This window comes from Alteromonas gracilis (assembly GCF_002993325.1).
Lineage (GTDB): Bacteria > Pseudomonadota > Gammaproteobacteria > Enterobacterales > Alteromonadaceae > Alteromonas > Alteromonas gracilis.
This window is the reverse complement of the sequence record NZ_PVNO01000025.1, coordinates 381527-396637: the sequence shown is the minus strand read 5'-3', so window position 1 is coordinate 396637 and position 15111 is coordinate 381527. Positions and strand designations below refer to the sequence as shown.

Sequence of the window (15111 nt, the reverse complement as noted above, 5' to 3'; positions counted from 1 at the left end):
AATTTGAGAAAAGGTTATAACCGTGACAACTATATACTCAGGTGCGCTAAAAAAGATGCGCACCTCTGCCGATGAAAATAATACCGTACATTACACACTGCCAATTGGCGATGAGTTGATAGATATAAACGCGCTTATCGGCAAAGAGATAACCGTGACCTATTCCGGCGACATAAATTGTGTGCACTGTAACAGAAAAACCAAGAAGAGCTTCAACCAGGGTTATTGCTATCCTTGCTTGATTTCACTTGCCCAATGCGACAGTTGCATTATTAAACCTGAAAAATGCCATTATCACGAAGGCACGTGCAGAGAGCCTGAGTGGGGAGAAGCACATTGTTTTAGTGAGCACTTCGTTTACTTAGCAAACACTGGCACAGTAAAGGTGGGCATCACCCGTCAGATTAGTGATGGTGTTTCAACGCGCTGGATGGATCAAGGCGCAACCCAAGCCACTGTTATGCTACGTGTGCCTGATAGGCTTACCAGTGGATTGGTTGAAACCTTATGTAAAGACCATATCGCTGATAAAACGAATTGGCGTACCATGCTTAAGGGCAAACCTGATGAGGTTGACTTAGATAAGGTAAAAACTGAACTAATGGAAAAAATCGAAAACGATTTAGACGCATTGAAACAGGAAAAAGGGCTTCAAGCGGTATCAGAAGTGAACAGCACTATTCACGATATTCACTACCCTGTTGAAGACTACCCAGTCAAAATTAAATCGCTAAATTTGGATAAGACACCTGCGTTTTCAGGCGTTTTACAAGGCGTGAAAGGGCAATATTGGATGTTAGATGAAGACCGCGTTATTAATATTCGAAAATTTGCCGGGTACAACGTTCAGCTAGCATTTTAAAATGCTTATATCTTATGGCCTGCTACTTTTTATCTAGTAGCAGGCCATGCAGCAAGACGGTGGTACTATGATGATTTATGTTACTGCCAAAACTCGAAGTAGTCGCTTGAGTTTCTCTGCGGCTTCGGAGCAGGTTCAAATGTAGGCGTACCGAGGTACAAGAAGCCAACTAATTCGTCTTCTTCACTTAAGCCAAGCCCATTTCTTACTGTTTCGCATTGTGCGTAACTGCCCGTGCGCCACATACCGTTAAACCCTTGTGCAACGGCTGCCATTTGCATTGCCATAACGCCACAGCTTGCTGACGCTATCTGTTCAACCCTCGGAACCTTTTCATGTTCAATATGTTTAGCGATGGCAACGATAACCATAGGAGCACGATGAGGAAGCTGAACAGCCCTTTCAATCTCTTTCTGCGTTTTATCGTTTTCTATGGCAGATTGCTCGTACAAAGCACCAAGCTTATCAAGCCCCTTTCCCGTACAAACAATAAATCGCCAAGGCGTTAAACACGCATGATCAGGCGCACGCAAAGCTGCCTGCATAATATTTTCTAGCGCATCACCGCTTGGCGCCGGAGATTCTAAGCGTGGCTGAGAGCTTCGATTCAGTAATAGTGTTAATGCGTCCATTTACGTCCCTTCTTTTATGAATAATACGGTCGTCACATAATAATCATGTAGCCGCTACCCATTATTAACGTTAATAACTTGCTTAGAGTAATTTGAAGATCCTACGGTCCGCAAACAAAAAAGACCAGAATTTTCCGGTCTTTTAGCTATGCTTTCATAAAAAATAATGTGCTTATTTCTACGACTTTTGAGAAGAGCGCCATTTGCTTATAAGGTAGTCCACACTGACAAAGCGTCCTCCCCCGTATACCAATAATACCAACAGCATGACAAAATAGGTCGCGGCAAACTCCACTCCATTGTTTAAAATGACAAGGTTTCCACTTGAAGTCAGCCAGTCGTAGTGACCATACTCTTGTAGAAGCGATTTTGCTGCGTTTAGCTTTTGTGGAGCTTCCATAACGCTTTGGTTATAGAAAATTGTGCCATCAGCTAGCCAAGATGACGCATCAGCAATGGCTAGCCAACCGTTTTTTGCATGCACACTAAACATGGCTACGATCATGGTTATTAGCAAGGGTATACTCACAAGGCGAGTAAGAGCACCAAACAGAAGAAATATTCCCCCTACCAATTCGGCAGCAGTGGCTAAAAATGCCAACACTAAAGGTGCGGGTAAACCCAGACCATAATCTTCATTGCCAAACCAATCGACAATATTTTCAAAACTCGATGCCTTGTTCCATCCGGCTTGAATCATGACTGGTGCTAAATATAAGCGTAATAGAAGTAAGGGTAAACCGTCGACTAAATACAGCCGCGCCACACTCTGATGATAAAGTTGAAACATGGTATTCTCTGGTTATCGTGATTGTTATAAGAGAACGAGAATTCATGAAAAAAATTTCATCGCACAGAAGTAGCTCGTCTCCATTTTCTAGGATTATGAGAAAAGGACATCAAAAGACTGGCTACAAGGACCGAAACGGCGCATTGCTAATGTGTATGAGTGAAAATGACCATAAACGAATCGCCAAACTCATTGCTAAATGGCTCGAAAACAGCGTTTAATACCACTCCGCATAGTGAGCCCAGTTGAGTTCATAGGTTGTAAAAGGGTGGCAAATGCTATTTGTCTATTCAAATTAATGTCTCGCTCACAAAAAATTACAATTAAGTTAGCGATCTTATTCGTTTTAGGTAACATAATAGAACGCAGTACATTGAGTAAGCTAAGCCTAAATTGTCTTGCTCTAGTTAGTTAATCAAAAAAGGTAGTGACAACATGGCAGCCAAAGGAAATTGGACCAAATCCTTGTTTATTGGCTTGTGGACGGTGCTTAACTTTACCCGCAAACTTTTCTTTAATTTGATTTTCATCGTTATTTTTGTCGGATTGATTATCGCAATATCCGGGCAAGACGACGAAAAGCTCACCGTTAACAAAGACAGTGCATTATTTCTGACGCTGAACGGTAAACTGGTTATCGAGAAAGAAAGTATCGACCCCTTTGAGCAGTTTTTACAGGAATCGTTGGGCAGTGAGCCGGAAAATCCTGAAGTGCTCGTTCGCGATGTGGTAAAGGTACTGGAAAATGCCCAGAAAGACCGTCGTATAAAGGCGTTAGTGCTTGACCTTCAAGGCTTAACCGGTGGAGGTTTAGATAAACTTCGCACAGTGGCTAATGCTATCGATGCATTCAAAGAATCTGAAAAGCCTGTATACGCCATTGGTGATTACTTTTCACAAGACCAATACTATTTAGCTGCTCACGCCGATAACATCTACCTAAACCCAATGGGCGGTTTAATGTTTGAAGGTTATGGCCGCTATGGCATGTACTTTAAAGACATGCTCGAGAAGCTAAAAGTAACCACGCACATCTTCCGCGTAGGAACCTACAAGTCTGCCGTTGAACCTGTAATGCGCAATGACATGTCGGATGAAGCTAAAGTAGCCGAGAAGCAATGGCTTGATGGCTACTGGTCACAGTACAAATCCGATGTAGCGGCAGCTCGCGGCATCGACGAAACTAACTTCGATGAAACACTAGAAGGTTTATTGTCTAAGTTTGAAGCCGCAGGTGGTGATTTCGCTCAGTATGCCCTTCAGAATAACTGGGTAGACGCGCTAAAAACACGTGAAGAAGTGCGCCTTGAACTTGTTGAACTGGTGGGTGAAGATGACAACGAGCTTGGCGTTAATTTAACGTCATTTAACAGCTACCTGAAGGTCATCAACCCGCCTATGCCTGTGATTGAATCTGATATGGATAAAGTAGCTATTGTCGTGGCAAAAGGCACTATCCTAGACGGCAATCAAAAAGCGGGAACCATTGGTGGTGACAGTACGGCTCGACTTTTGAGAAAAGCGCGTTTAGACGACAAAGTGAAAGCCGTAGTGCTACAGATAGATTCACCAGGAGGTAGTGCTTTTGCGTCTGAGGTAATCCGTCAGGAAGTATTGCAGCTTCAGCAAGCAGGTAAGCCTGTTATCGCATCGATGAGCACTTATGCAGCTTCAGGCGGTTACTGGATAGCGGCAAGTACGGATAAGATTATTGCAAGCCCAAGTACTATCACCGGCTCTATTGGTGTGTTCGGTATGTTTATGACCTACGAGAACTCACTGGATTATTTGGGCATTCACAGTGATGGCGTTGGTTCAACCGAACTTGCCGGATTTTCTGCAGTTCGTCCGTTAGCCCCCGAGTTCGGTCAAATTCTTCAGCACAACGTAGAAAATACGTACGGCAACTTCTTGTCGCTTGTTTCACAAGCAAGAGGCATGACGGTAGAGGAAGTAGACAGCGTTGCACAGGGTCGCGTGTGGATTGGTGCTGATGCTATCGAATTGGGTTTGGTTGACCAGCTTGGTACCGTTGATGATGCTGTTGTCGCAGCCGCTGAGATGGCTGAGCTTGAAAAATACGATACTTTCTATGTCAAACGCACGTTAACTGCTCAAGAAATTTTCTGGAAAGAATTTTTTGGCCAAGCAATGACCGTCGTTGGTAAGTGGCAGTTCGCTCATGCAGATTCTGCACTTGTTAATGAGTTTAAGCGTGTGCTTAGAGAAATAAGCGTAGTGAGTAAGCTTAATGACCCCAAGGGCACCTATGTGCTGTGTTTGCCCTGCGATATTAAATAGCAGATTGAAAGATTTAGATAAACGCTAAGAGATAGTAACATCGCAGCACATGATTTAACCCAAGAACAGCGTCGTGTCATTACCGACGCTGTTTTTTATTGCTTTAAGCAAGCAGAAGATTACTTCTCGCGTACCTTTTCCTACCCTACCGTTACGTTTCGACGCTCGGGAAGAAATGCAGGAACGGCCTTCTTGCAGCAAAACCGCCTTAACTTTCATCCTATTTTATACAGAGAAAATACAAGCGCCTTTTTAGATGATGTGGTGCCACATGAAGTTAGCCATCTTTTGGTTTGGACACTTTTTGGCAGAGTGCAGCCCCATGGAAAAGAGTGGCAGTCTATGATGATTGATGTTTTTGGCCGCAAACCTGACGCGACACACCAGTTTGATATAAAAGGCGTTACCCGCACCTTTGAATACCACTGTAACTGCGACACCTATGCACTAAGTATCCGCCGGCACAATAACATCTTAAGAGGTGCGCAATACAGGTGTAAGAAGTGTAGTGCCCTTTTACAAATGGCCTGACAACCAAGACTTACAAACTAAAATCATAAGCTCAAGGTATTTAACAACAATAAACGTCGTTAATTAAACCAATGCTTAGTAAATACGTTATCGAGATCGTTAAATGCCGTTTTGAGAAGCTGTGCTAGTTCTTTGTATTTGGGTTTTGATTTAGCATTCGCAATGTTCACGCCCTGTGAGCGCATTTTGGTGTGAATTTCTTGATACCAACTTTTAAGCTGCGGCGGAAGATATTGATCTGAGCGATGCCCCAACCACAGTAAACCTTGCATCGGCAAACTAAGAAAAAATGCACCTATCGCAATGGTTTGTGGCAAATAATCTGAACCTAGATTTTGAAACAATAGTGCGCAAGATACCATTGCCACTGGAGGCATAGTTTTTATTGCAAACTTGGTGGCGGCAACAACGCGGCATTCAGGGAAAAATGCATAGAGTTCTTTCCTGACAGGCCATGTCTTCATGTACTGCTGACCGTTTTTCAACATTGTCATTACTGATTGAGACATGGTCCACCTCTCTTCAACCCGTTCACTTTTAAAATTTAGGAGCACAGCTCATATTTTTTAGTACGTGTGTAGCTGAGTGCCCGTTCAACAGCGCTCACTCTTTTTTCACAGTGTACGCAAATATTATGAGTCACGTGTAGTTAAATTGTAATAATCATTTCGACTAAAACAAGCTGAAATCGTTTAATGCTAAAAAATAACTGTAGCATGGTGTTTATGCTTTCAATGCACTTTAAGATTTTCAGACCTAACAAACTCACTGTACAAAAGCCACTTTTCACTGTTTGGGCTAGTTCAATTGGTTTACCCGCTTAATTAAAATAGATTTAACTAACGTGGCATTTCTATTTCAATCCGATTAGAGCTAGGGTTTACATATACATCGGCGGGTAAAGCATAGAAGTAAATGATGTAAGCTATGGTCATCTTTAAGTGACATTTTCTTCGCTTGGAGGCATCATATACGCCTAAAGCCTGAGTGATATCGAACCAGATAGCCCATCGTTTTACAGGAACGATTTAGGGCGAAGACACCATTTCTATGTCGCTGGCATATAATCATTATAAAAGTAACTAGGTGTTGTGCTTGATTTAAATATTTTTGCCCCTACCTAGCCTTCTAAGAGAAATTATATAAGTAACCCAAACGGGTGAACTATTTGGAGAGGAAAATGGCAGAAAGCAGACACGTCCGTCTACTTATTTTAGGTTCTGGACCTGCAGGATATTCAGCGGCAGTTTATGCTGCACGTGCGAATCTCGAACCTGTATTACTGACTGGTATTCAACAAGGCGGACAGCTTACTACCACAACAGAAGTAGAAAACTGGCCAGGTGATCCTGAAGGCCTCACTGGTCCTGATTTAATGGTTCGTATGCAAAAGCATGCAGAAAAATTTGATACTGAAATCATTTTCGACCACATCAATAAAACAGACCTTACCAAGCGCCCATTCACTCTGTATGGCGACAGCGGTACATACACGTGTGACGCGTTGATTATCGCAACGGGTGCATCTGCCAAGTATCTGGGCCTTGAATCTGAGCAAGCATTCATGGGCAAAGGTGTTTCTGCCTGCGCAACCTGTGATGGTTTCTTCTATCGCAACCAGAAAGTAGCGGTTATCGGTGGTGGTAATACCGCAGTTGAAGAAGCGCTTTACCTTTCAAATATTGCGTCAGAAGTGCATGTTGTTCACAGAAGAGACAGTTTCAGAAGTGAAAAAATCCTTGAGCAGCGCCTTCGTGATAAAGCGGAAAACGGTAACGTTGTATTACACCTTAATCGCACGTTAGACGAAGTGCTTGGTGACGAAATGGGTGTGACTAAAATTCGCATCAAGGATACTAACAGCGAAGCAACAGAAGAGCTTGATGTAATGGGCCTATTCGTCGCCATTGGTCACAAACCGAATACGGATATATTCGACGGTCAGCTTGAGATGAAAGATGGATATATCGTTGTAAATAGCGGCACGAACGGCAATGCCACGCAGACAAGTGTTGAAGGCGTATTTGCTGCTGGCGATGTGAGTGATCACATCTATCGTCAGGCAATCACTTCTGCAGGGACAGGCTGTATGGCGGCCCTAGACGCTGAAAAGTACCTAGATGGTACTATGCCTGAACAAGGTTGATAACAGACCTGTCAGCCCTACTTTTCGGTAGGGCTTTTTATTTATGATCGCGTTACATTATATCGAAGAAGGCGCCCCCTTCCCTGCTGTAGATACTGCACTAGAGGATCCAAATGGTCTGCTAGCTTTTGGTGGTGACCTCAGTCCGGCGCGCTTATATTCTGCCTACTCTCAGGGCATATTTCCTTGGTTTAGCGATGAAGAGCCACTATTGTGGTGGTCACCTGATCCAAGAGCAATAATAGAGCTCGACGATTTTGTTGCTTCAAAGAGCCTCAAAAAGCTCGCTCGTAAACAAAAGTATAAAGTCACCCTCAACTATGCGTTTGACCGAGTGATAAAGGCATGTTCAAGCACGCCCCGGAAAAATCCAACTTCAGGCAATGTTTCCATCGATACGTGGATAACTGACGACATGATAGCCGCTTATCGACAGTTAAACGGTATCGGGTTGGCGCATTCTGTAGAAGTGTGGAACGAAGATGAATTAGTCGGTGGGCTTTATGGTGTCGGTATTGGCAACGTATACTGCGGCGAATCTATGTTTCATCTAGAAAGCAATACGTCTAAGCTTGCGATGTATGCGTTAGTTGAACACATGAAGTCTCAGAACATGGCATTCATTGATTGCCAGCTACCTACTGATCACTTAGCTTCACTGGGTGCAAAAGTTGTTTCAAGGCCAGAATTTATTGAAAAATTAGAAAATAACAACCAAACTTTAACGGACGAAGGGCGTCTTCTAGAAGACTATCTAGTTCGATGGAAACCAAGAGTGATTACACCGTGAAGTTTGGTATAACCCAGTCTTTTTCTTGCAGCTATTTACCCGACGAACAAGAACAACTTCTTGTTTACGCGGAGGATAGTGAATTGCACACCCTGCGCTACTCACAACTTATTCAGGCAGGCTTTCGGCGTAGCGGCGAACAAATCTATCGTCCGCATTGCCCGGCTTGTAATGCGTGTAAGTCTATCCGAATTCCCGTAGACAAGTTCATTGCATCTAGGAGTCAAAAACGGATACTAAAGGCAAACGAAGGTTTCAAGGTTCAGTTTTCAGATAGCATCAAGGAAACCTATTTTCCACTCTACGAGCGCTACATTAATGAACGTCACTCTGACGGCAGCATGTATCCTCCCTCTCGGACACAGTTCGACAATTTTGTACAATCTGACTGGATGAAGACGCATTACCTTGAGGCGTATGATGGCGATAAGCTAATTGCTGTGGCTGTGACTGATATAGTAGATGCAAACGTTCCAATGAGTTCCCTATCTGCTCTTTATACGTTCTTCGACCCAGACTATGCTTCAGCATCATTAGGCACCTGGATGATCTTAATGCAAATCATGCAGGCGAAGCAGTTAGACTATCGTTACCTCTACTTAGGCTATTACGTGGAGGGCTGTAATAAGATGTCGTACAAACACAAGTTTTTGCCATTCGAGCAATTTAGTGACAACCAATGGCATATATTTAGTAAAAATAGTAAAATACCCACTTAATTGCTTTACAGCGAACCCAAGATTGGGTAAGGTCTGCGCGGCAAAAATTTTGAATTACTGAGGTAACTGCTTTACATGGCAAAAGAAGATTGTATTGAAATGGAAGGTACTGTGTTAGACACACTACCTAACACTATGTTCCGCGTTGAACTGGAAAACGGTCACGTAGTGACTGCGCACATCTCTGGTAAAATGCGTAAGAACTATATCCGTATTCTTACTGGCGATAAGGTCACCGTTGAGATGACTCCATATGATTTGACTAAAGGTCGTATCATTTATCGCGCAAGATAATGAGCCATCTAAGCGGTAACGCATTAAAAAGCCCGATTAAAATCGGGCTTTTTCGTTTTTATCCGTAGGTGCTGACTTAGTCTCTATCATAAATAGCAGCAGCCTTAATAACCTTGACTAAGCAAAGCGAATGAAGCGCCTTTAACAAAGTAACTAATTTACTGTCTCAGGCGCAACCGTGTCAGTTCTGTTAGCTAGGCTCAGCCTCCGCTGACGTGGCATCAACCCCTGTGTATTGGAAAGTCAGTTTATCATCTACACAGTCAACCTTAACGTTTCCGCCTTTAGATAACTCGCCAAACAACAACTCGTTAGCCAACTCTTTCTTAAGCTCATCTTTGATCAGACGTGACATTGGTCTTGCACCCATTGCCTTGTCGTACCCTTTCTCAGCCATATAAGCGCGCGCGTCGCTGGTAACCTCAAGCGAAACACCTTTGACATCTAGCTGAGCCTGCAGCTCAATAATAAATTTGTCGACCACTTGCAGAATAATTTCTGGGTCAAGGTGGTTGAACCAAATAATGCCGTCTAACCGGTTTCTGAATTCAGGTGTAAAGACCTTGTTTATCTCAGACATCGCATCATGACTATGGTCTTGTTGCTTAAAGCCGATAGACTTACGCACCGTTTCCTGAACGCCGGCATTTGTTGTCATCACCAACACAACATTTCTGAAGTCGACTTTTCTGCCATTGTTATCCGTCAAGGTGCCATGATCCATAACCTGTAGGAGAATATTGTAGATATCGCTATGCGCTTTCTCAATTTCATCTAACAGCACTACCGAATAAGGATTTTTAATCACTGCATCAGTTAATAATCCACCTTGGTCAAAGCCAACGTAACCAGGGGGCGCCCCAATGAGTCGGCTTACGGCATGACGTTCCATGTACTCAGACATATCGAATCGCACCAGTTCCACACCCATTATTTTTGCAAGCTGCTGTGTAACTTCGGTTTTACCTACACCTGTTGGGCCTGCAAACAAAAAACTACCTATTGGCTTAGTTTCTGCACCAAGCCCCGAGCGCGACAGCAAAATTGCATCGTTTAGCGTCTCTATGGCCTTATCTTGACCAAAAACAACCATCTTAAGGTTTCGCCCAAGGTTCTTAAGAACTTCTTTGTCAGAGGCCGATACAGACTTCTCTGGGATACGCGCCATTTTCGCAATGATTTGCTCAATGTCACCCACGCCAATCGTTTTCTTACGTTTCGAAGGTGCTAGCAAACGCTGACTTGCACCTGCCTCATCCATCACGTCAATAGCCTTATCAGGCAAGTGACGCTCATTAATATATTTCGCCGATAGCTCTGCGGCTGCTTGAATCGCTTTTTGTGTAAAGCGCACGTTGTGGTGCTCTTCGTAACGGCTTTTAAGCCCCAGCAGAATTTTCGTTGTATCGCTGACACTTGGCTCAGTGACGTCGACCTTTTGGAAACGACGAGCTAAAGCGCGGTCTTTCTCGAATATTCCCTGATATTCCTGGTACGTTGTAGAGCCAATACAGCGAAGTTCACCGCTAGATAGCTTAGGCTTGAGAAGGTTTGATGCATCCATTACTCCACCCGACGCCGCACCGGCACCGATAATGGTGTGAATCTCATCGATAAACAAAATCGCGTGCTCGTCTTTACCTAGCTCTTTGAGTATTGCCTTCAAACGCTTTTCAAAATCGCCGCGATATTTAGTACCTGCCAAGAGGCCGCCCAAATCCAGAGAATACACCGTGCTTTCAGCAATAACTTCAGGTACGTCGTTATTCACAATGCGATACGCTAAGCCTTCGGCGATGGCAGTTTTACCCACACCGGCCTCACCGACCAGTAATGGGTTGTTCTTGCGACGACGGCACAAAATCTGGATCGTGCGCTCAACTTCAGCGTCTCGACCAATAAGGGGGTCAATTTTACCGTCTTTAGCATGGCGATTAAGGTCAGTGGCGTATTTGCTTAACGCTGAGCCACTCTCCTCGCCAACTTCTCCTTCTTCTGAAGCTTCAGGATTAACAGAAGCGTCATCCTCGGCTTTGCTCACGCCATGGCTGATGAAATTAACAACGTCTAATCGTGTTACATCAGACTTTTTAAGGATATACACTGCCTGTGATTCTTGTTCACTGAAGATAGCGACAAGGACGTTTGCACCTGTCACCTCATCTTTACCTGATGACTGAACGTGGAAAACCGCTCGCTGCAGCACACGTTGGAAACCCAATGTAGGCTGTGTCTCACGTTCGTTTAGTTGGTCGTCAAGAATGAGAGGCGTGGTATCTTTTACAAACGAAAGCAATTCGCTCTTAATCGCCTCTATATCGGCACCACATGCCTTGAGCGCGTCGCGAGCAGCTGAGTTATCAAGCAATGCCAACAGCAAGTGCTCTACCGTCATAAATTCATGGCGGTGCTCTCTGGCAAATACAAACGCGTCATTTAACGTTTGTTCTAATTCTTTATTTAACATATTGCTCGCCCTCTAAAAAAACCTTATGCCTGCTCCATCGTGCACATCAACGGGTGCTGATGTTTGCGTGCGTACTGATTAACCTGCATCACTTTTGTCTCTGCTATTTCAGCAGTAAAAATGCCACACACGGCTTTTCCCTGATAATGAACGGTCAGCATAAGTTGGTTGGCTTTCTCAGCGTCCATATTGAAAAACTGCATGAGTACCTCAATGACAAAATCCATGGGTGTATAGTCGTCATTGTTCAACAACACTTTATACATGGGAGGCGGCTGCGGCTTCTGTCGCTGCGCGTCTTTTTGTTTTTCCTTTTCGATACTAATAGCGTTGTCTTTACTCATAACTTAATAATAGTGGTTATCTGGCATATGTGTGTACAAACTTTTGGATAAATTTATTCACATTAGCCCTTGACATAATATGGTTAAAAAATCTACATTTTGTAAAGTGAATTTAAGTACTGAACAGTACTACTGTATTCAATACTTAATTCACTGTGTCTCCGGATCTATAATGGGGGCATATACTCGTGAGTTCAAGGATTAAGAGGAAGTCGAAGTATGGCGGTTGGCAAAGTTAAATGGTTTAACAACGCAAAGGGTTTTGGATTTATTGTGCCTGAGGATGGCGGCGAAGATATTTTTGCGCACTACTCCACAATTCAAATGGAAGGCTATCGTTCACTCAAAGCAGGTCAGGAAGTTACCTATGAGGTACAGCAAGGCCCCAAAGGGCTTCACGCTGAAAATATAGGCTTCAAAGAAGAACCAGAGCGTTAATAAAAGAATTCATTGAGCCTGACTTAAAACGTCAGGCTTTTTCTTTTTATTAATTCTTACTTTTTAAAAGCACGCTGTTGCGTGTGGAATTTGGCGTCTTAAATTCTGCTAGCACTAAACGTTTGCTTAAATATTCTTAAGCAAAAAAGATTTAAACGGATGTGTAGTGTGAACGCTTATCTAATTCTTGAGGTTTGGTATTACAATCTTCGTAACGACTCGAGCCGTCCCCTTTCCTCTGAGCAATTCAGTATTCCGTATTAATAGCAGTTTATGTTTAAACACTTCTAAGCCATTGGGTTTGAAGCACTTGCATTGATGCTCATTAACTCACTTCTTTCATTTGCTTTCCAATAAAAATTGAAACACGTTGTTTTCAGGTTGAAGATTACTGAGCGTTTAAGTCTTCCTAGTATTTTCCTAAGTTTGAAATACATAATAGGCCTAACTGGTAAACAACTACAAAAAAGCCCGCTCAACTGGTGAGCGGGCTCTTCAATATTGGCGACCCATTATCCAATGGCATCGCATCGCATTAGTTGCGCGGCACTAATGCATTTTTTCATAAGACTACGCGTCTAGAATTGCCTTAAGTGTCTTACTTGGAGACATTGTTGCAAACATCTTGTCTTCATCTGGATAGTAGTAACCACCGATGTCTTGCGCACTGCCTTGTGTTGCATCAATTTCAGCAAGAATGTCATCAATTTTCGCAGATAACTCTTCATACACTGGCTTAAACTGCGCCGCTAGGTCTGCATCTTCAGTTTGGTTTGCTACTTCTTCAGCCCAATAAAGACCTAGATAAACATGGCTACCACGGTTGTCTAGCTGACCTGCTTTACGAAGCGGAGACTTGCCGTTGTTAAGCAGTTTTTCCGTTGCCTTATCAAGCGCTGTAGCTATGACTTTTGCCTTGGTATTGCTATGTTTGATAGCAACATCTTCTAGCGATACCGCTAGAGCAAGGAACTCACCTAGAGAGTCCCAACGCAAGTGACCTTCTTCAACAAACTGTTGAACGTGTTTAGGTGCACTACCACCAGCACCCGTCTCATAAAGACCGCCGCCAGCCATCAATGGAACGATTGATAGCATCTTAGCACTTGTACCAAGTTCTAGGATTGGGAACAAATCAGTTAGATAGTCACGAAGAACGTTACCGGTTACTGAAATAGTATCAAGACCGCGAATTGCACGTTCCATGCTATAACGGATAGCGCGTACAGGAGACATGATTTGAATATCTAAACCATTTGTGTCGTGATCTTGCAGATATTTTTCAACTTTTTTAATAAGTTGCGCATCATGAGCACGTTCGTCATCCAGCCAAAATACCGCAGGCATACCAGATTGACGTGAACGCGTTACCGCAAGCTTAACCCAATCTTGAATAGGTGCATCTTTCACCTGACACATGCGCCAGATATCGCCCTCTTCAACATCGTGAGAAATAAGAACGTTACCGTCTTGGTCAACAATTGATACCGTGCCGTCTGCTTCTAGCTCAAACGTTTTATCGTGTGAACCGTACTCTTCTGCTTTTTGCGCCATTAGACCAACATTAGGAACCGTACCCATAGTTGTTGGATCGAATGCACCATGCGTTTTACAGAAGTTAATAACTTCTTGGTAAATGGTGGCGTAAGTACTTTCAGGAATAACCGCTTTAGTATCGTGTGCCTTTCCATCTGGCCCCCACATTTGACCAGAATTACGGATCATTGCAGGCATTGAGGCATCAACAATTACGTCACTTGGTACGTGAAGGTTAGAGATGCCTTTATCAGAGTTAACCATCGCAATTGGCGGACGGTCGGCATAACATGCGTTGATGTCTTTTTGAATTTCAGAACGCTGGCTTTCAGGTAGGCTTGCGATTTTGTCGTAAACGCTACCAAGACCATTGTTTGGATTTACACCCAGCTCTTCAAAAAGGTCGCCCCATTTGTTGAATAGGTCCTTGTAGAAAACTTTAACACAGTGACCGAATACGATTGGGTGAGACACCTTCATCATGGTCGCTTTTACGTGTAGTGAGAAAAGAATACCGGTGTTTTTCGCATCTTCAATTTGCTCTTCAAAAAACTCGCAAAGCGCTTTTTTGCTCATGAACATGCCGTCGATAACTTCGCCAGCAAGTAGATCTACACGCGGCTTAAGGGTTTTCTTGCTGCCATCTTTGCCTGTAAATTCAATGCTAACGTAACCGTCTTTTTCTACCGTTACTGACTTTTCACCTGAGTAGAAATCGCCGCCGCGCATATGCGCTACGTGTGAACGTGATGCTTGAGACCACTCACCCATTGAATGCGGGTGTTTGCGTGCGTAATTTTTAACTGCAGTTGGCGCACGGCGGTCTGAGTTACCTTCACGAAGTACAGGGTTTACTGCACTACCTAAAACTTTTCCGTAACGCTCGCGAATTTCTTCGTCTTCAGCTGTTTTAGGTGAATCAGGGAACGCTGGAACGTTAAAGCCTTTCGCATTTAATTCTTTGATCGTTGCACGAAGCTGTGGAATTGAGGCACTGATATTTGGAAGCTTAATGATGTTAGCGTTCGGGTCTTGAGTCATCTCACCCAGTTCAGCTAGCGCATCTGGCACTCTTTGTTCTTCAGAAAGATACTCTGGGAAATTTGCCAAAACACGTGCAGCAAGTGAAATATCGCTTAACTCTACGTCGATATCAGCCGCTGCAGCAAACTTCTGGATGATTGGAAGCAATGAATAGGTCGCCAGCATTGGCGCTTCATCAGTCTTCGTGTAAATGATCTTAGACTTGGTCATTATATAC

At 43.5% G+C, this 15111-nt stretch carries 14 protein-coding genes; 8 read left to right on the top strand and 6 right to left on the bottom strand.

What is annotated here, in order from left to right; genetic code table 11:
- Positions 1–22 precede the first annotated feature (22 nt).
- A complete protein-coding gene (locus tag C6Y39_RS10285; RefSeq protein ID WP_105931158.1) occupies positions 23–862 on the top strand; it encodes a DUF2797 domain-containing protein in 840 nt (279 codons plus the stop codon).
- Between the two features lie 80 nt (positions 863–942).
- Here the strand turns inward: C6Y39_RS10285 and C6Y39_RS10280 are convergent, their stop codons facing one another.
- Both C6Y39_RS10280 and C6Y39_RS10275 read right to left on the bottom strand, forming a co-directional pair.
- Positions 943–1494 (bottom strand): NAD(P)H nitroreductase, encoded by a 552-nt coding sequence (locus C6Y39_RS10280; protein ID WP_105931157.1) that lies wholly within the window; start codon positions 1492–1494, stop codon positions 943–945.
- Positions 1495–1672: 178 nt separating this feature from the next.
- Positions 1673–2284, bottom strand: a complete 612-nt coding sequence (locus C6Y39_RS10275; protein WP_105931156.1) for an HvfX family Cu-binding RiPP maturation protein — start codon at positions 2282–2284, stop codon at positions 1673–1675.
- 435 nt (positions 2285–2719) lie between these two features.
- Here C6Y39_RS10275 and sppA point away from each other — a divergent pair, with 435 nt between their 5' ends.
- Both sppA and C6Y39_RS10265 read left to right on the top strand, forming a co-directional pair.
- Positions 2720–4585, top strand: a complete 1866-nt coding sequence (gene sppA, locus C6Y39_RS10270) for a signal peptide peptidase SppA (protein ID WP_105931155.1) — start codon at positions 2720–2722, stop codon at positions 4583–4585.
- Between the two features lie 39 nt (positions 4586–4624).
- Positions 4625–5116: a SprT family zinc-dependent metalloprotease gene (locus tag C6Y39_RS10265; RefSeq protein WP_338065012.1), complete on the top strand. Its 492-nt coding sequence runs from the start codon at positions 4625–4627 to the stop codon at positions 5114–5116.
- 59 nt (positions 5117–5175) lie between these two features.
- Here C6Y39_RS10265 and yfbV read toward each other — a convergent pair whose 3' ends face one another.
- Positions 5176–5625, bottom strand: coding sequence for a terminus macrodomain insulation protein YfbV (gene yfbV, locus C6Y39_RS10260; protein WP_105931153.1), 450 nt, complete (start codon positions 5623–5625; stop codon positions 5176–5178).
- 671 nt (positions 5626–6296) lie between these two features.
- Between yfbV and trxB the strand changes: the two genes are divergently transcribed.
- From trxB to infA, 4 genes are all read left to right on the top strand, one after another.
- The gene (gene trxB, locus C6Y39_RS10255) at positions 6297–7262 is read left to right on the top strand and encodes a thioredoxin-disulfide reductase (RefSeq protein ID WP_105931152.1); all 966 of its coding nucleotides are present in this window, start codon (positions 6297–6299) and stop codon (positions 7260–7262) included.
- A gap of 43 nt (positions 7263–7305) precedes the next feature.
- Positions 7306–8052 (top strand): leucyl/phenylalanyl-tRNA--protein transferase, encoded by a 747-nt coding sequence (gene aat, locus C6Y39_RS10250; RefSeq protein WP_105931151.1) that lies wholly within the window; start codon positions 7306–7308, stop codon positions 8050–8052.
- On the top strand, positions 8049–8771 hold the full coding sequence (locus C6Y39_RS10245; protein WP_240618877.1) for an arginyltransferase: 723 nt from the start codon (positions 8049–8051) through the stop codon (positions 8769–8771). Before aat ends, C6Y39_RS10245 begins: the two co-directional genes overlap by 4 nt.
- A 75-nt stretch (positions 8772–8846) precedes the next feature.
- Complete coding sequence (infA, locus tag C6Y39_RS10240; protein ID WP_008844395.1) at positions 8847–9065, top strand: translation initiation factor IF-1; 219 nt, start codon at positions 8847–8849, stop codon at positions 9063–9065.
- 190 nt (positions 9066–9255) lie between these two features.
- On the opposite strand, the gene clpA is transcribed toward infA, so the two are convergent.
- Together clpA and clpS are read right to left on the bottom strand one after the other, a co-directional pair.
- Positions 9256–11532, bottom strand: coding sequence for an ATP-dependent Clp protease ATP-binding subunit ClpA (gene clpA, locus C6Y39_RS10235; protein WP_105931149.1), 2277 nt, complete (start codon positions 11530–11532; stop codon positions 9256–9258).
- Between the two features lie 23 nt (positions 11533–11555).
- Positions 11556–11876: an ATP-dependent Clp protease adapter ClpS gene (gene clpS, locus C6Y39_RS10230; protein WP_014949331.1), complete on the bottom strand. Its 321-nt coding sequence runs from the start codon at positions 11874–11876 to the stop codon at positions 11556–11558.
- Between the two features lie 219 nt (positions 11877–12095).
- Here clpS and cspD point away from each other — a divergent pair, with 219 nt between their 5' ends.
- A complete protein-coding gene (gene cspD, locus C6Y39_RS10225) occupies positions 12096–12314 on the top strand; it encodes a cold shock domain-containing protein CspD (RefSeq protein WP_105931148.1) in 219 nt (72 codons plus the stop codon).
- Positions 12315–12884: 570 nt separating this feature from the next.
- Here cspD and C6Y39_RS10220 read toward each other — a convergent pair.
- Positions 12885–15104, bottom strand: coding sequence for an NADP-dependent isocitrate dehydrogenase (locus C6Y39_RS10220; protein ID WP_105931147.1), 2220 nt, complete (start codon positions 15102–15104; stop codon positions 12885–12887).
- Positions 15105–15111: the final 7 nt, after the last annotated feature.